The organism is Ensifer sp. EB106-05-01-XG146, from assembly GCF_058791875.1.
Map to the genome: position 1 here is coordinate 565307 of NZ_JBYTDX010000001.1, position 16665 is coordinate 581971.

Below are 16665 nucleotides of genomic sequence, written 5' to 3' on the forward strand. Positions count from 1 at the left end.
GGTGATGGAGGGATTTTATGAAGAACGTGCTGAAGTCCGGGATGAGCCGGTGGTTTTCCGTGGCCGTTGCGGTGGCTGTGCTGGCGACGTCGGCCGCCCCGTCGCAGGCCTTCACGCCGACACCGCCGCGCCTTGAGCGGCAGAGCGATGCACAGAACGTCCAGTATCGCCGACCGGGCATGGAGCGTCGTGGCGGCTATTACTACTACAACGGCTACCGCGGTTATAACTACCGCCGCCCTGGCTATCGCTACTACAATGGCTGGTGGTATCCGATGGCAGCCTTCGGCACCGGAGTGATTATCGGTGGAGCGATCGCCCAGCCGCCGCGCTACACGCGTCCTGCCCCCGTCTATGGCAGCCGCCATGTGCAGTGGTGCTACGACCGCTACCGCTCATACCGGGCCTACGACAATACCTATCAGCCCTATGGCGGCCCGCGCCGCCAGTGCTATTCGCCCTATGGTTAAAGGGTAGGCAGGGCCGGGCGCTTCCGCTCCTGGCCCTTTTTCGCCTGGGATCACATGAGGCCGCCATAACTGCGAGCGATGGGCCTGGCCGATGATCGCGCCGTGCCTGGCGAAAACTTGTCCTGCAGTGGCTAAAGTTCTTGGGCGAGCCCGATGAGCAGGCCCTCGGGACCGCGGATATAGCAAAGCCGATAGGCGTCCTTATACTGGACCACTTCGCCGACCAACTGCGCGCCGCGTTTGCGGAGCCGCTCAACCGTCTCGTCGACGTCGTCGACCGCGAACATGACTCGGAGGTAGCCAAGCGCATTGACCGGGGCAGTGCGGTGATCGGCGACGACCGGTGGCGCGAGGAAACGGGAAAGCTCGAGCCTGCTGTGGCCATCCGGCGTGCGCATCATGGCAATTTCGACATGCTGATCGCCGAGCCCGGTGACACGCCCGGCCCATTCCCCGTCGATCGTCGCCCGCCCTTCGAGCTCAAGGCCAAGTTCGCGGAAGAAATCGACCGTCTCTTCGAGGTCTTCGACGACGATGCCTATGTTGTCCATTCGCTTGAGCGCCATGTTTCCAATCTCCACGGTCTACGGGGACGTCGCTCCAAACAACACCGAACGCCTGGGGAGGGTTCCGAACCGCGTCTCAGAGAATGCCGATCCGCCGGAGAATCCACCAGGCAAAGCCCATGGAGAGTGCGATGAACAACGCCGCATAGAGCGTGCCGGTGCCGTCGGCGAAGGGCAGCGCCCCGGTGTTCATGCCGAAGAAGCCGGTGACGAGCGTCGGCGGCAGGAGGAAGGCGGTCATCAGCGACAGGATGTAAAGATGCCGATTGGTCTCCGACGAGATCTTGCTGTCGATCTCTTCATGCAGCAGACGCGCGCGTTCCTGCAGTGCGAAGACGTCGCGGTCGACCGCTTCGAGCCGGTCGGAAAGCCGCTCGGCGGCGTCGATGAACCCGGGCGGTACCTCGTCCTCATCCGATGCGCCCGCCCGCCTGAGCAAGGCGAGGATCGTGCGAAGGTGCCGATGCAGCCGCACCACCGTGCGCCGCAGCGGCGCAAGCCCCGGCTGCTGCCGATGCCCGGCCTCGCCATAAACATGGTCCTCGATGACGTTCAGATCCTCGGTCAGTTCCAGAACCAGCGAGATCAGCGTGCGCTGGAATTCGACGACGATCATCTCGAAGAGGTCGATCGGCCGTGCGCATTTCGTGCTCTTTTCCACCGCTGCCTTGACGCGGTCGATGCTGCGCAAAGGATGCAGGCGGGTGGTGATGATGATGCGGTCGCTCACGGCGAAATGCAGCCAGCCGATCGTCTTCGTCACCGCGTCGAAGGTGCGCTCGAAATCGACGAGCGTGCCGTGCACGATATCGTCCGAAACGGTGATGGCCGCCTGGGTGTCGTGGCTCGTCAGCGTGGCGATTGCGAGCGGCGGCAGGTTGCCGATCCGCTCGATGAGCGCAGGCGTTCGCGCGTCCGAGAGCGCGAGGTGAACCCACACCCATCCTTCCCCGGATAGCAGGCTGTCGATCGAGGCGTCGGTGGCGATCCGCTGGCAGCGGCTTTCACCCGGCAGGAAACGATAGGCCCAGACGATGCCGGGTATTTCGGTGGAAATCAGGTTCATCTGAACGCCTTGTCCAGGGTCCGCCGCCTGTTCCGATCCATCGTTGGCAACGGGAGGGAGGAACACGCAGCCATTCAAAGTGCTAAAGTGACAGTCGCGCGTCCAGCGACGACGCGCGGCACTATCTGTCTTGGCTTCTATGCGCCGTTGATGACAGTTTTGTTACGGGCGGCCGTAGCCCGATGTTCGGGAAGCCGACGGCAATTGACGTTGACGTTTACGTAAAAATCAATAGTGTTCGGCGCACGAGGCCGCGCCCGGCGCGACCTGGCTATCTGGGAGGATCATCATGTACAAGGCACCCGTCGACGAGATCGCATTCACGCTGAAGCACGTGGCAGGCATGGGCGATGCACTGCAATCGGGCGCGCTGGGTGATCTCGGTGAAGACCTGGTCGATGCCATCCTTTCGGAGGCCGGTCGGTTCGCGACGGAAGAGGTGGCGCCGCTTGGCGACATCGGCGACAAGCAGGGTTCGCGCCTCGTCGAAGGCAAGGTCGAGACCCCAGACGGTTGGCGCGATCTCTACCACAACTGGATCGCCGGCGGCTGGAACGGGCTGACGGCCCCGGAAGATTTCGGCGGCCAGAACCTGCCGCATATGCTGCACGTCGCCGCCATGGAAATGTGGAACGCCGGCTCCATGGCCTTCGCGCTTGGCCCGACGCTCACCATGGGCGCCGTCGAGGCGCTGGAAAAGCACGGTTCCGATGAGCTCAAGGCGACCTATCTGCCGAAGATGGTCTCCGGCGAATGGACCGGCACGATGAACTTGACCGAGCCGCATGCCGGCTCCGACCTCGGTGTGCTCAAGGCCCGCGCTGAGCGCCGCGACGACGGCACCTACCGCATCTTCGGCCAGAAGATCTTCATCACCTGGGGCGAACACGACTTCACCGACAACATCGTCCATCTGGTGCTGGCGCGCCTTCCGGACGCGCCGGCCGGCACCCGCGGCATCTCGCTGTTCCTCGTGCCGAAATTCCTGGTCAACGCGGACGGTTCGCTCGGCGAGCGCAACGATCTCTTCTGCCATTCGCTCGAACACAAGCTCGGCATCCATGGGTCGCCGACCTGCACGATGATCTATGGCGACGGCAAGTTCGGCGCTGAAAAGGGCGCGATCGGCTATCTGATCGGCGAGGAGAACCGCGGCCTCGCCTGCATGTTCACGATGATGAACAACGCCCGCCTGGCCGTCGGCATGCAGGGTGTGGCCATTGCCGACGCCGCGACGCAGAAGGCGATCGCCTTTGCCAAGGAGCGCACTCAGGGTAAGGCGCCTGGCTGGACGGGGCAGGGCATGAGCCCGATCATCGAGCACCCGGATGTTGCCCGCATGCTCCTGACGATGAAGGCGCTGACGCAGGGCTCGCGCGCGATTTCCTACGCCTGCGCCCACGCCGTCGACATGGGGCATGCAGCCGAAGGCGAAAAGGCGAAGTTCTGGCAGGAACGCTCCAGCCTGCTGACGCCGATCGCCAAGTCCTTCTCGACCGACGCCGGCGTCGATGTCGCCTCGATGGGTATCCAGGTGCATGGTGGCATGGGCTTTATCGAGGAAACGGGTGCTGCCCGCTATCTGCGCGACGCCCGCATCGCGCCGATCTACGAGGGTACCAACGGCATCCAGGCGATCGACCTCGTCACCCGCAAGCTGCCGCTTTCCGATGGCGGCCACGTGCGTGGCTTCATTGCCGAGTTGCGCGAGATCGCCGCGGCAGTTCGTGCCTCGAACCGCGACGGTTTTGGCGAGACGGCTGCACGCCTCGATGCGGCGCTGGACGATCTTTCGGCCGCGACCGAGTGGCTGATTGCGGCGGTTGCCGGCGGCAAGCTCACAGAAGCACTCGCCGGCGCCACCGCCTACCAGCGGCTCTTCGGCCTGGCGCTGACCGGCGCCTATCTCGCAAAGGGTGGTCTGGCGGAAGTCAGCGATGGCAAGGACGATCAGCGCATTGCGCTCTGCCGCTTCACCGCCGAAAACCTGCTGGCCGAGACTGCCGCACTGAAAGACCGTGTCGTCAACGGTGCCGACAGCCTCGCCGTCGCTCGCGCTGTTCTGGCCTGAAAGGACCCATCATGACCGACCACGTGCTCATCGAACGGCCGGAAGCCCACCCCGGCGTCCAGGTGATCCGCTTCAACCGGCCGGAAAAGAAAAACGCCATCACGCGCGACATGTACGCGAAGATGACCAATGCGCTGACGGTCGCTTCTAGCGATCCGGCCGTGCGCGCCACCGCCTTTCTCGGCACCGATGGTTGCTTCTCCGCCGGCAACGACATGGCCGACTTCCTCGCCTTCGCCATGGGCGGTTCCATGGGCATAGAGGTGATCGAGTTCCTGAAGGCACTCGCGACCGCAACGAAGCCTGTCGTTTCGGGCGTCGACGGTCTCGCGATCGGCATCGGCACGACGATCCATCTGCATTGCGACCTGACGATTGCGTCCGAGCGCTCGGTCTTCAAGACGCCCTTCGTCGACCTGGCGCTGGTGCCGGAAGCGGCCTCCAGCCTGATCGCGCCGCGCATCATGGGTCACCAGCGGGCCTTCGCGCTGCTTGCCGCCGGCGAACCGCTCACCGCAGGCGAGGCCGTGGACGCGGGACTTATCTGGAAGATTGTCGGCGCGGACGCGGTCGAGAGCGAAACCCTGGCGCTTGCTGGCCGGCTCGCCAAGAAGCCGCCGGAGGCGCTTCGCATCGCCCGCGATCTCGTCCGTGGCGACCGCAGCGACGTGCTGGCGCGTATCGACGAAGAGGCGAAGCACTTCGCCGCGCAATTGAAGAGTGCCGAGGCGCGGGCCGCCTTCGAGGCGTTCATGCGCCGCTAAACCAGTTTGGATTTGTGATGGGTGAGACGGGTGCCGCTGTGCACCCGTTTTGCATTCGGGGGCAAGCTCTTACCCGTCCGGCGGTAAAGATCCCGTTGCCGCCGCCATCGCGAACTTGAATAGATCAATTTTAATTTGTTCTTAAATACCGGTCGCTAGCGTCCTGCGCGATAGGCCCATCCCTATTTTGGGATGGCCCCAGCCGCATGAAGCAGGGCTGGCCCCGCCTTCGGGCATGTTCAACGTTTTCCCGTCAGCCTCTGCGCGCCGTCTTCACGGACGGACGAGGGATGCTGCGCGAAAATCATCAAGAGCTCATGTCCGGCGGTCGCCGCCGGCACCCATTGGGAGCCCACCTTGTCCAAGCGATCGAACCTCATGACGCGCATTCTCGTTGCCGCGTCCTGTGTCGTCGTCGGCGCTTTCGCCGGCTTTTCCGTTTACATTGACAGCCTGCAGCGCGACACGACCACCAAGGCCGTCGAGGAGAACATTGCCTCCTCCGGCACCCAGGCCGCGCAGAGCGTCGCCAAGTGGCTGAACGGCCGCGTCACGCTGACGGCGATGGTGGCTGATGCCACCGGCAACGTCGCGGATGACGGTGGGGTCCAGCCGATCCTGAAGAACGACGTTCTCACCAGCGAATTCATGTCGACCTATGTTGGCAACGAAAGCGGCAAGTTCATCACCTGGCCCGACAATCCGATGCCGGCAGGCTATGACCCGCGTCAGCGCCCCTGGTACCAGCAGGCCATCAAGGCTGACGCTCGCGTGCTGACCGAACCCTATGTCGACGCGTCCAGCGGCGCGCTGATCATCAGCGCCGCCGTTCCGGTCAAGCGCGACGGCAAGCTCTATGGCGTTGCCGCCAGCGACTTCTCGCTCGATACCCTGGTGACGATGATCAAGGGCGTCGATGTCGGCGGTGAAGGCTTTGCCTTCCTCGCCAGCAAGGACGGCCAGATCCTGGTTCATCCCGATGCCAAGCTGGTCACCAAGTCGCTCGCCGATGCCTTCCCGATCGACACACCGGCAATCGGCTCCGGTATCATGAACACCGAGCTCGACGGCAAGCCGATGCTGGTGAGCTTCGTTCCGGTCCAGGGCCTGCCCTCAGTCGAATGGTATGTCGGCTTCGTCATCGACGCCGACGCCGCCTATTCGGCGATCGATCAGTTCCGCATTGCCGCGACCATCGCCACGATCCTTGCGGTCGGCGTGATGCTCGTCTTCCTCGCGACCTTCCTCAACCGCCTCGTCATCCGCCCGGTTACGGACATGACCAGCGCGATGGAGAAGCTCGCTTCGGGTAACCACAACGTTGCAATCCCCGGCGAAGAGCGGACCGACCAGATCGGCTCGATGGCCGCCGCCGTCGCCGTCTTCAAGGCCAATGCAGTCGAGCGCGCCCGCCTCGAAAGCGAAGCGGATGCGAACCGTTCGCTGTCGGAACGCGAGCGACTGGAACGCGAAGCGCAGAAGGCGCGCGATGCTGCCGAAGTGCAGCAGGCTGTCGATGGTCTGGCAACCGGCCTCGGCCGTCTTGCTGACGGCGATCTGGCCTATCGCATAGACAATCCCTTTGCCGATCGTCTCGATCGCCTGCGCGCCGACTTCAACAACTCGGTCGCCAAGCTGCACGACACGCTCTGCGCCGTCGGTGCCAATGCCCGCGGCATTGATGCCGGCGCGACGGAAATCCGCTCGGCCGCCGACGATCTCGCCCGCCGCACAGAACAGCAGGCAGCCTCGGTCGAAGAGACCGCCGCGGCACTCGAGGAGATCACCACGACGGTCAAGGACTCGGCTCGCCGCGCCGAAGAGGTTGGTGCGCTGGTCGCCCGTACTCGTGCCGGCGCTGAGAAGTCCGGCGAAGTCGTTGCCAACGCCGTAGATGCGATGCATGCGATCGAGAAGTCCTCGGGCGAGATCTCCAACATCATCGGCGTCATCGACGACATCGCCTTCCAGACCAACTTGCTCGCGCTGAATGCCGGCGTCGAGGCGGCCCGTGCCGGTGAAGCCGGCAAGGGTTTTGCGGTCGTCGCGCAGGAAGTGCGTGAACTCGCCCAGCGCTCGGCCAATGCGGCCAAGGAGATCAAGGCACTGATCACCACCTCCGGCAACCAGGTCCGCAACGGCGTGACCTTGGTCGGCGATACCGGCAAGGCACTGGAGACGATCGTCGCCGAAGTCCAGGAGATCAACAAGCACGTGAGCGCGATCGTGACCGCGACGCGCGAGCAGTCGACGGGCCTCCAGGAGATCAACACGGCGGTCAACACCATGGATCAGGGCACGCAACAGAACGCGGCCATGGTCGAGGAACAGACGGCGGCAAGCCATGGTTTGGCGTCGGAAGCAGCCTCGCTCAACGCACTGCTGGCCCAGTTTAACCTCGGCGATACGCAGAGCGTATACGCGGCAGCGACCAGCCACCGCCGCCGGGCAGCCTAGTCCTCGCCGACATTTGAGAAGCAAAAGGCCCGGGAGACCGGGCCTTTTCTTTGCGCAGTGCATCAGGATTCTCGCTTTTCACTGCAGGATCGCGAGTCATCCCCTTGTTTCTTAAGCTTTGATAAAGCGCTCGCGCATACCGTTTCTTCGCCGCGAAATGACTTCGCCCGCACGTCGCCTCCAGCATTCATCATCGCGATGTGCCCCAGACACCTGTCCCAATGCTCAGCGTGCCCGTCACGCAATCGATGATTTGGCCGCGCACGACCGCAACGGCGGAGGCGCGAGGGGAGACATACGGTGATCCTAAAGACTGCAACGGCAAGAAACATGTTCGCCATCGTGATGACCGGCCTGTTGACCTCCATGGTCACCGCCGCCGTCGTCTTCTGGCTCTCCTATCAGCAATTGCGCGAGCGCAGCATCGCCGAAATGACCAATGCCGCATCCGCAAGCGCGCGCAGCGTCGAGACGAAGTTTGCCGAGGCAAAGACGCTCGCAAACAACATCCGCTCCGCGCTCTATGCGGTAAAGGGCACCGGCGAGCCGTCGCGCGCCGAAATCGAAACCCTGATGAAACGCTGGATTGTCGACAATCCGCTTGCCGTCGGCATGAGCACCGGCTGGGAGCCGAACGCCTTCGACGGCAAGGACGCCGAATTCGTCGGCAAGCCCGGCCATGACGCGACCGGCCGCTTCGTTCCCTATATCGCGCGCTCCGGCGACAAGGTGATCCACGAGGCGCTGGCCGATTATGACAAGCCGGGTCCCGGCGACTACTACCAGATCCCGAAGAAGACCGGCCTCGACATGGTCACCGAGCCCTATGTCTACCCGATCAACGGCAAGGACGTGCTGATGACCTCGATCATGGTGCCGCTGAAGAAGGACGGCGCCTTCATCGGTGTGGTCGGCGTCGACATGGCGCTCGGCGAACTCTCGACCGAACTCGCCAAACTGAAGCCCTTCGGCACCGGTTTCGTCTCATTGCTCAGCAAGGATGGCAGCATCATCAGCCATCCGGATGCCAAGGTCCTCGGCAAGGTGCTGAAAGACACGCCTCTCGCGGGTGAGGGGTGGGGTGACCTCCTGAGCCACACCGGCCAGGCCTTCGCGCTGAAGCACACGGATGGCAGCGGGCATCTGGCCGTCGCCGTACCGGTCAACCTGCTGCCCGACACCGAATGGTACGTCGTGGTCTCGGTGCCCGAAGCCACGGTCTTTGCCGGCCTTTCGCATCTCGCGATGATTTCGATCGCCGTCATTGCCGTTGCCGCCGCGATCATGATCATCGTCGGTTGGACACTGGCAAGCCGCTTCCGCAAGCGCGTCGCCAATGTCATCGGCGTCACCGGCCAGATCGCCGCTGGCGAGACCGACGTCGACCTCTCCGAGGCCGAGCGCAAGGATGAGATCGGCGATCTCGCCCGGTCGCTGCGTGTCCTGCGTGATGCGACGATCGCCAAGATGCAGCTCGAAAGCGAGGCGGATGCGAACCGCTCGCTGTCAGAACGCGAACGTCTGGAACGCGAAGCGCAGAAGGCGCGCGATGCGGCCGAAATCCAGCAAGCTGTAAACGGTCTCGCGATGGGCCTTGGCCGTCTGGCCGAAGGCGATCTCGCCTACCGCATCGACAACCCCTTCGCCGATCGCCTCGACAGTCTCAGAGCCGACTTCAACAATTCGGTCGCCAAGCTGCACGACACGCTCTGCGCCGTCGGTGCCAATGCCCGCGGCATTGATGCCGGCGCGACGGAAATCCGCTCGGCCGCCGACGATCTCGCCCGCCGCACAGAACAGCAGGCAGCCTCGGTCGAAGAGACCGCCGCGGCACTCGAGGAGATCACCACGACGGTCAAGGACTCGGCTCGCCGCGCCGAAGAGGTTGGTGCGCTGGTCGCCCGTACTCGTGCCGGCGCTGAGAAGTCCGGCGAAGTCGTTGCCAACGCCGTAGATGCGATGCATGCGATCGAGAAGTCCTCGGGCGAGATCTCCAACATCATCGGCGTCATCGACGACATCGCCTTCCAGACCAACTTGCTCGCGCTGAATGCCGGCGTCGAGGCGGCCCGTGCCGGTGAAGCCGGCAAGGGTTTTGCGGTCGTCGCCCAGGAAGTGCGTGAACTCGCCCAGCGCTCGGCACAGGCCGCCAAGGAGATCAAGGCGCTGATCACGACCTCGGGAAACCAGGTTCGAAACGGTGTCACGCTGGTCGGCGATACCGGCAAGGCACTGGAGACGATCGTTGCCGAAGTTCATGAGATCAACAAGCATGTGAGCGCGATCGTGACCGCGACGCGCGAGCAGTCGACCGGTCTTCAGGAGATCAACACGGCCGTAAACACCATGGACCAGGGCACGCAACAGAACGCGGCCATGGTCGAGGAACAGACGGCGGCAAGCCATGGCCTGGCGTCGGAAGCAGCCTCGCTCAATGCGCTGCTCGCCCAGTTCAACCTCGGAGAAGGGCAGGGCTCTTACGCAGGTGGGGGTGGATACCGCCGCCGCGCGGCGTGACGACGGATCGGCGTCCGCGAGTCATGCTAAGACGAGTGCAAAAACAAGAGGATAGCACGCAAGCGTGAATCAGTCTGGCAGACGCTTCAAGTCGAACGATAACGAAGGCCCGGGAAACCGGGCCTTCTCATTTCTCCAGCGTGACCACCGCCTCGACATGGGCCGACCAGAGGAACTGGTCGATCGGCGTCACCGAGGTGATGCGGTACCCGGCGGCAACGAGGATCGAGAGGTCGCGCGCAAGCGTCACTGGATTGCAGGAGACGGCGACGACCTTCTTGACGCCGGAGCGGGCGATCTCGTGACACTGCACGTCCGCGCCGGCGCGTGGCGGATCGAAGACGACCGCGTCGAAGACCTTCAGTTCCTGCGCCATGAGCGGGCGGCGGAAGAGATCACGCTTCTCGATGGTGACGGGCTTGAGCCCCTGCGTGTTGCGAGCCGCCAGATCAAGCGCCTTCAGCGCCTTGTCTTCGCCTTCGACCGCATGCACCCGCGCCTTGCGGGCGATGCGCAGCGCAAACGTGCCGCAGCCGGCAAAGAGGTCGGCGACGCGCTTGGACTTGCCGAGATGGTCGAGCACCAGCTTCGCCATTGCCTCTTCGGCCTGCGCCGTCGCCTGGGTGAAGCTGCCGGGCGGTGGCGAGACGGAAACACCGCCGAAATCGATGACAGGCTTCACCGGCTCGACAATGATCTCGCCATTGAGGCTGACGCGGGCGATGCCGCGCTCACCGAGCACGGCTTCGACCGTGCGGCGGCGCTCGCGGTCGTCGAGCTTCTTGATGCCATCGACCGAGAGGTCGAGGCCGGAGAGCGTTTCGAGCACGGTGATGCGGAACGGCTCGGCATTGACGGCCATGGCCGCGCCGACTTTGGCAATGGTGGCGAGCTTCGAGACGATACCCGGGCTCGCGATCGGACATTCCGAGATCGCGACGATATGGTGGCTTTCCGCCTGGTTGAAGCCGAGAAGCAGATCCTTCTCGGTCTTGCGGGCGGTGAAGACCGCGCGGCGGCGTTGGCCGGGCTCGGCGGTGATGAGCGGCGCCACCTCGGGTGTGAGCCCTTTCGACTTCAGGGCGGCGATCACCAGATCGCGCTTGAAGCCGTGGTAGAGCGTGTCGGAGGCATGTTGCATCGTGCAGCCGCCGCAGGTGCCGTTGATGCCGTCCGGCCCGAAGTGCCGACAGTGCGGTTCGACGCGCTCGGGTGAGGCTTCTCTCACCGACATCAGCGTGCCGTGCGATTTGTTGACGGCGAGCGCGACGCTTTCGCCGGGCAGGGTGAAGGGTGCATAGATCGGCCCGTCAGGACCTTCGGCAATGCCGTCGCCCTGAGCGCCCAGCCGCTTGATGGTGACGGCTTCAGTGGTCATGGCTTCTTGCCTGCCAGCAGGTATTCGACATTGCCGTCGCCGCCGGCAATAGGCGAGGGGATGAGCCCAAGGCTCTGCCAGCCCATGTCCTCGACGAGCCAGCGCTCGAGTTCGGCGGCGACATCAGGCGCACTGTCGGGATCCTTGAGCAGGCCCGCCTTGCTGATCGCGTCGCGACCCGCCTCGAACTGAGGCTTCACCAGCAGGATGCAGTGCGAACCGGGAAGCGCCATGTCGAGTGCCGGCGGCAGCGCGAGCTTGAGCGAGATGAACGAGACGTCCGAGACGACGAAGGTGACTTCGCGGTCGTCGATGTCCTCCTCGGTCATCGCGCGTGCATTGAGGCCCTCAATGCTGGTGACGCGTTCGTCACCTTCGATGCGCGGATGGATCTGGCCATGGCCGACATCGATCGCAACCACGTGCTCGGCGCCGCGCTTCAACAGCACTTCGGTAAAGCCACCGGTCGAGGCGCCGATATCGAGACAGCTTTGGCCTGCGGGGTCGAGCCCGAAATGATCGAGTGCCGCGACCAGCTTCAGCGCGGCGCGCGAGACATAGTCCTGCGCCGGGTCATCGATGGTGATCGTCACGCTCTCGGCAAACATCGACGCTGCCTTGGTGACCGTGCGGCCGTCGACCTTGACGGTCCCGCGCTGGATTGCGTCACGGGCACGCGCGCGGCTTGCGACCAGCCCCGAGTTCAGCAGCAGCTGATCGAGGCGGACCCGGTTCTTGTGTTCTTCGTTCTGGCGATCTTCTGACATGTGTTTCTCATGGCGACTTGCCGCCGCAATGGCAAGCCCCCTGTGCTCGCAGCCATCGAGCCCTTCCTGCAATTCCGTCCGGAAAAGCAAAAACCCCGGGGACGAGCCGGGGTTTTTGCTTGAAGTCGCACGGAAGCCTCAGCCGGCAGCGCCGATGCCGATATCCTGCTTTTGGCCGAGTGCCTTGAAGACGGTCGAGACGATGCCGGCGCGGTCGAGGCCCGCGGCGGCATACATCGCCTCGGGCTTGGCCTGTTCCATCCAGACGTCGGGCATGACCATCGGGCGAACCTTGAGGCCGCCGTCGAGCAGGCCGTCCTCGGCGAGGAACTGCAGCACGTGGCTGGCAAAGCCGCCGATGGCACCTTCCTCGATGGTGATCAGCACCTCGTGGTTGCGGGCAAGCTCGCGGATGAGGTCATGGTCCAGCGGCTTGGCAAAGCGCGCATCCGCGACCGTGGTCGAAAGGCCGGCGGCGTCGAGGTCTTCGGCGGCCAGCAGACAGTCGGCAAGGCGCGTGCCGAAGGAAAGCAGCGCCACCTTGGAGCCCTCCTTCACGATACGGCCCTTGCCGATCTCGAGGATCTGGCCCCGCTCCGGCATCTCGACGCCAACGCCTTCGCCGCGCGGATAACGGAACGAGATCGGGCCGGCGTCATAGGCAGCAGCCGTGCGCACCATGTGCTTCAGTTCCGCCTCGTCGGCAGCCGCCATCACCACGAAGCCGGGAAGGGTGGCGAGATAGGTCGTGTCGAACGAGCCCGCATGCGTCGGACCGTCGGCGCCGACGAAACCGGCACGGTCGATCGGGAAGCGCACCGGTAGACCCTGGATCGCCACGTCGTGGACCACCTGGTCGTAGCCGCGCTGCAGGAAGGTCGAATAGAGCGCTGCGAACGGCTTGTAGCCTTCGGCGGCAAGGCCGGCGGCAAAGGTTACGGCGTGCTGCTCGGCAATGCCGACATCGAAGCAGCGCGACGGATGGACCTTGGCGAACTTGTCGAGCCCGGTGCCGGACGGCATGGCAGCGGTGACGGCGACGATCTTGTCGTCGAAGCCGGCTTCCTGCGTCAGCGCATCGGCGAAAACAGAGGTATAGGCGGGCGCGTTCGGCTTCGCCTTCGCCTGGGCGCCGGTGATGACGTCGAACTTGTTGACGCCGTGGTACTTGTCGGCGGCAGCTTCCGCCGGCGGATAGCCCTTGCCCTTCTGCGTCACCACATGGATCAGCACCGGACCCTTGGCGTTGTCGCGCACGTTGCGCAGCACCGGCAGCAGATGGTCGAAGGAATGCCCGTCGATCGGGCCGATATGGTAGAAGCCCATCTCTTCGAAGAGCGTACCGCCGGTGACGTAGCCGCGGGCATGCTCGACCGCGCGGGTGATCGCGCGATCGACGGTCTTGCCGAGATACGCGGTCAGTTTCTTGCCGACTTCGCGGATGCCCATATAGGTGCGGCCGGAGGCAAGGCGCGCGAGATAGGCGCTCATCGCGCCGGTCGGCGGCGCGATCGACATGTCGTTGTCGTTGAGGATGACGATCAATCGCGCGTCGAGCGCGCCGGCATTGTTCAGCGCCTCATAGGCCATGCCGGCCGAAAGCGCACCGTCGCCGATGACGGCGATGACATTGCGGTTCTTGCCGTCGAGATCGGCTGCGACCGCCATGCCGAGGCCGGCGGAAATCGAGGTCGAGGAGTGCGCGGCGCCGAAGGGGTCGTATTCGCTCTCGGCGCGGCGGGTAAAGCCCGAGAGGCCGCCTTCCTGACGGAGCGTGCGGATACGATCGCGGCGGCCGGTGAGGATCTTGTGCGGATAGCACTGGTGGCCGACGTCGAAGATCAGCCGGTCATGCGGCGTGTTGAACACCTTGTGGATGGCGATCGTCAGCTCGACGACGCCGAGGCCCGCGCCAAGATGCCCGCCGGTGCGCGACACTGCGTCGATCATTTCTGCCCGGACTTCTCCGGCAAGCTGCGGCAGATCCTTGTCGTCGACCTTCTTCAGATCGTCGGGATAGGTCACCTTGTCGAGCAAGGGAGTAGCCGGCATCGGATTGGTTGGCAGTTGTGTCACGCTGCATGCCTCATGCGCGCCCCAAAGGTCGGGCGCGCGATAGTTGGTGGGTACCGTCGAAGCGGCTCTTTAGACGCAATCGTTGCTGAATGCAAAATTAGGCGTTCCTGCGTCGTCAACCAAGAGACTAGCGCATGATTCTGTGAATCGAAATCGATTCAAGCGCCATGAGGCAATGTTGCGCGGTTTTCCGCATCCATCCTGTGCCACTTTAGGTCGCGGTCAGCCCTCGGGCAGCGGAACGAATTCCTCTTCGTCTCCGGGCACGATGTCGAAGCGTCCGCTGCGCCACTCTTCCTTGGCTTTCTCGATGCGCTCCTTCGAAGACGAAACGAAATTCCACCAGATGTGGCGGGACGACCCGAGCGCAGCACCCCCGAAAAGCATCACGTGACAACCCTGCGGTCCGGCCGTGACCGTGATCTCGTCGCCGGCGCGGAAGACGAGCAGTTGGTTGTCTGCAAAATGATCACCGGCAATGATCGCCTCGCCGGAGAGGATATAGAGCGCGCGCTCTTCCCATTGCGCCGCGAAGGGGGCGCTCTTGCCGGGTGCAATGTTGAGATCGACATAGATCGTGTCGGTGAAGACCGAGACCGGCGACTTCGCGCCCTCGAAGTTGCCGATCACCACCCGCGCCTTGATGCCGTCGTCGCTCATATGCGGCAGCATGCGCTCTTCGGTATGGCTGAAGATCGGGTCGATTTCTTCCTTGTGATCGGGCAGCGCCAGCCAGGTCTGCAGGCCCGAGATCGAACGGTCGTGGCCGCGCTGGTTCTCCGGCGAGCGCTCTGAATGCACGATGCCGCGGCCGGCCGTCATCAGGTTCACGTCGCCGGGACGGATGACCATCTCGGTGCCGAGGCTGTCGCGGTGCTTGATCTCGCCGTCGAAGAGATAGGTGACGGTCGAAAGGCCGATATGCGGGTGCGGGCGCACGTCGATCGCCTCGCCGGCGCGAAGCAATGCCGGGCCCATGCGATCGAAGAAGATGAAGGGGCCGACCAGGCGGCGCTTGGCCGTCGGCAAAGCGCGACGAACCTGCAGCCCGCCGATATCGCTGGTGCGCGGAACGATCAGATGTTCGATGGCGTCGCAGGCGGGCTTGTCGCCGGCGAGCGGGTCGGGGCCTGGAAAGAAAGACATGGCGCGTGCTCCCGTTTTTGCTGTCGCTTCAAGTCCTAACGCCTATGACATCAGGCGGGTAGGGGCGAAGCAAGGACGCAGTGTTTCCGCGCGACGATCAATCCGATCTTGGCAATTCCGGGAAAAGCGTGAAGCGGTTTTCCGCCCGGAATTGCGATGAAACGATCAGTCGGCGTCGAGCGGCTCCACGCCCTGCGGTCTGCCGGCGCGGTCGAGGCGGATCTTTTCGATGCGGTCCTCGGCGGCCTTCAACAGCGCCTCGCAATGCTTCTTCAGCGCTTCGCCGCGCTCGTAGATCTCGATCGACTTGTCGAGGGCGACATCGCCGCGCTCCAGCGCCGAAACGATCCGCTCCAGTTCCTCGACGGCCTGCTCGAAGGAGAGGGCGGAAACGTCCGGTTGCGTAGTGGTGTTCATGCTTACCCTCTCATCAGTCTCAAGATGTGCAGGCCGGCCGATTCGGCCAAGCCCTGAAGGTCATAGCCGCCTTCGAGCAGGCTGACCATGCGGTTGCCGGCGCTGCGATCGGCGATCTCGTGCAGACGCCCGGTCGCCCAGTCGAAATCCTCGGCGACGAGATTGATCTGCGCCAGCGGATCGCGGTGATGCGCGTCGAAGCCGGCGGAGATCAGGATGAAGTCCGGCCGGAAATTGGTGAGTGCTGAAAGCACGCGGCTGCGGAACGCCTCGCGGAAATGTTCACTGCCCATGTTCGGCGACAGCGGCGCGTTGACGACATTGCCCTTGATACCCGTCTCGTCCTTGGCGCCGGTGCCGGGATAGAGCGGCATCTGGTGCGTCGAGCAGAAGAGCACCGAGGGGTCGTCCCAGAAGATGTCCTGCGTGCCGTTGCCGTGGTGCACGTCCCAGTCGACGATCGCGACCCGCTCTGCGCCGTGGACCTTCTGGGCATAGCGGGCGGCGATCGCCACCGTGTTGAAAAGACAGAACCCCATCGCCTTGTTCTTTTCGGCGTGGTGTCCTGGTGGCCGCGCCGCGACGAAGGCGTTGTCGGTCTCGCCGGTAAAGACGGCGTCCACCGCTGCGGTCGCTCCGCCGATCCCGGTTAGCGCCGCGTCGAGGCTCAAGGGGCTGGCATAGGTGTCGGCCTCGAAATGGTTGAGGCCTTCCTCCGGAATGGCGCGCCTGACGGCAGCGAGATGCTCTTCCGGATGTGCGAGCAGGACGAGATCCTCACTCGCCTTCTTCGCCTCGATCCGCTTGAGATCGGAGAAGTTCGGATGTTCGAGCGCAAGGTTCAGCGCCTTCAGCCGGTCCGGCCGCTCAGGATGCCCTTCCGGAACCTCGTGTTCCAGAAAGACCGGATTTTCATAGAGGAACGTGGTCATGCCCGGAACCTAGTGCGCCCACCCTGCAAGGTCCATGG

The 16665-nt window shown here is 64.1% G+C and carries 13 protein-coding genes; 5 read left to right on the plus strand and 8 right to left on the minus strand.

Annotation, left to right across the window (positions count from 1 at the left end):
• Window positions 1-41 precede the first annotated feature (41 nt).
• A complete protein-coding gene (locus AC3WVQ_RS02625) occupies window positions 42-470 on the plus strand; it encodes a BA14K family protein (protein ID WP_034801454.1) in 429 nt (142 codons plus the stop codon).
• 131 nt (window positions 471-601) lie between these two features.
• On the opposite strand, the gene AC3WVQ_RS02630 is transcribed toward AC3WVQ_RS02625, so the two are convergent.
• Together AC3WVQ_RS02630 and AC3WVQ_RS02635 are read right to left on the minus strand one after the other, a co-directional pair.
• Window positions 602-1036 carry a VOC family protein gene (locus tag AC3WVQ_RS02630; RefSeq protein WP_090294832.1) on the minus strand — a complete coding sequence of 145 codons (435 nt, stop codon included), beginning with the start codon at window positions 1034-1036 and terminating at the stop codon, window positions 602-604.
• Window positions 1037-1112: 76 nt separating this feature from the next.
• Window positions 1113-2102 carry a transporter gene (locus AC3WVQ_RS02635; protein WP_090294830.1) on the minus strand — a complete coding sequence of 330 codons (990 nt, stop codon included), beginning with the start codon at window positions 2100-2102 and terminating at the stop codon, window positions 1113-1115.
• 289 nt (window positions 2103-2391) lie between these two features.
• Between AC3WVQ_RS02635 and AC3WVQ_RS02640 the strand changes: the two genes are divergently transcribed.
• The 4 genes from AC3WVQ_RS02640 (at window position 2392) to AC3WVQ_RS02655 (ending at window position 9911) form a co-directional block, all read left to right on the plus strand.
• On the plus strand, window positions 2392-4173 hold the full coding sequence (locus AC3WVQ_RS02640) for an acyl-CoA dehydrogenase family protein (RefSeq protein WP_090294829.1): 1782 nt from the start codon (window positions 2392-2394) through the stop codon (window positions 4171-4173).
• Window positions 4174-4184: 11 nt separating this feature from the next.
• Window positions 4185-4937: a crotonase/enoyl-CoA hydratase family protein gene (locus AC3WVQ_RS02645; protein ID WP_090294827.1), complete on the plus strand. Its 753-nt coding sequence runs from the start codon at window positions 4185-4187 to the stop codon at window positions 4935-4937.
• Window positions 4938-5294: 357 nt separating this feature from the next.
• The gene (gene mcpU, locus AC3WVQ_RS02650; RefSeq protein ID WP_110818495.1) at window positions 5295-7394 is read left to right on the plus strand and encodes a methyl-accepting chemotaxis protein McpU; all 2100 of its coding nucleotides are present in this window, start codon (window positions 5295-5297) and stop codon (window positions 7392-7394) included.
• Window positions 7395-7694: 300 nt separating this feature from the next.
• A complete protein-coding gene (locus AC3WVQ_RS02655; RefSeq protein WP_110818494.1) occupies window positions 7695-9911 on the plus strand; it encodes a methyl-accepting chemotaxis protein in 2217 nt (738 codons plus the stop codon).
• A 127-nt stretch (window positions 9912-10038) separates the two neighbouring features.
• Here AC3WVQ_RS02655 and AC3WVQ_RS02660 read toward each other — a convergent pair whose 3' ends face one another.
• The 6 genes from AC3WVQ_RS02660 to AC3WVQ_RS02685 form a co-directional block, all read right to left on the minus strand.
• Window positions 10039-11289 carry a class I SAM-dependent RNA methyltransferase gene (locus tag AC3WVQ_RS02660; RefSeq protein WP_034801145.1) on the minus strand — a complete coding sequence of 417 codons (1251 nt, stop codon included), beginning with the start codon at window positions 11287-11289 and terminating at the stop codon, window positions 10039-10041.
• Window positions 11286-12056 carry a TlyA family RNA methyltransferase gene (locus AC3WVQ_RS02665; RefSeq protein WP_060584131.1) on the minus strand — a complete coding sequence of 257 codons (771 nt, stop codon included), beginning with the start codon at window positions 12054-12056 and terminating at the stop codon, window positions 11286-11288. Before AC3WVQ_RS02665 ends, AC3WVQ_RS02660 begins: the two co-directional genes overlap by 4 nt.
• 138 nt (window positions 12057-12194) lie before the next feature.
• Window positions 12195-14108 carry a 1-deoxy-D-xylulose-5-phosphate synthase gene (gene dxs, locus AC3WVQ_RS02670; RefSeq protein WP_176960274.1) on the minus strand — a complete coding sequence of 638 codons (1914 nt, stop codon included), beginning with the start codon at window positions 14106-14108 and terminating at the stop codon, window positions 12195-12197.
• 246 nt (window positions 14109-14354) lie between these two features.
• Entirely contained in the window at window positions 14355-15278 is a 924-nt protein-coding gene (locus tag AC3WVQ_RS02675; protein WP_060516327.1) for a pirin family protein, read from the minus strand.
• A gap of 165 nt (window positions 15279-15443) precedes the next feature.
• On the minus strand, window positions 15444-15695 hold the full coding sequence (locus tag AC3WVQ_RS02680; protein WP_034801154.1) for an exodeoxyribonuclease VII small subunit: 252 nt from the start codon (window positions 15693-15695) through the stop codon (window positions 15444-15446).
• A 2-nt stretch (window positions 15696-15697) separates the two neighbouring features.
• A complete protein-coding gene (locus tag AC3WVQ_RS02685) occupies window positions 15698-16627 on the minus strand; it encodes a histone deacetylase family protein (protein ID WP_060516323.1) in 930 nt (309 codons plus the stop codon).
• Window positions 16628-16665: the final 38 nt, after the last annotated feature.

Bases quoted from the DNA above. Each gene is read 5' to 3' on its own strand.
- AC3WVQ_RS02625 (WP_034801454.1), top strand. From the start codon at position 42: ATGAGCCGGTGGTTTTCCGTGGCCGTTGCGGTGGCTGTGCTGGCGACG.
- AC3WVQ_RS02630 (WP_090294832.1), bottom strand. From the start codon at position 1,036: ATGGCGCTCAAGCGAATGGACAACATAGGCATCGTCGTCGAAGACCTC.
- AC3WVQ_RS02635 (WP_090294830.1), bottom strand. From the start codon at position 2,102: ATGAACCTGATTTCCACCGAAATACCCGGCATCGTCTGGGCCTATCGT.
- AC3WVQ_RS02640 (WP_090294829.1), top strand. From the start codon at position 2,392: ATGTACAAGGCACCCGTCGACGAGATCGCATTCACGCTGAAGCACGTG.
- AC3WVQ_RS02645 (WP_090294827.1), top strand. From the start codon at position 4,185: ATGACCGACCACGTGCTCATCGAACGGCCGGAAGCCCACCCCGGCGTC.
- AC3WVQ_RS02660 (WP_034801145.1), bottom strand. From the start codon at position 11,289: ATGACCACTGAAGCCGTCACCATCAAGCGGCTGGGCGCTCAGGGCGAC.
- AC3WVQ_RS02665 (WP_060584131.1), bottom strand. From the start codon at position 12,056: ATGTCAGAAGATCGCCAGAACGAAGAACACAAGAACCGGGTCCGCCTC.
- dxs (WP_176960274.1), bottom strand. From the start codon at position 14,108: ATGCCGGCTACTCCCTTGCTCGACAAGGTGACCTATCCCGACGATCTG.
- AC3WVQ_RS02675 (WP_060516327.1), bottom strand. From the start codon at position 15,278: ATGTCTTTCTTTCCAGGCCCCGACCCGCTCGCCGGCGACAAGCCCGCC.
- AC3WVQ_RS02680 (WP_034801154.1), bottom strand. From the start codon at position 15,695: ATGAACACCACTACGCAACCGGACGTTTCCGCCCTCTCCTTCGAGCAG.
- AC3WVQ_RS02685 (WP_060516323.1), bottom strand. From the start codon at position 16,627: ATGACCACGTTCCTCTATGAAAATCCGGTCTTTCTGGAACACGAGGTT.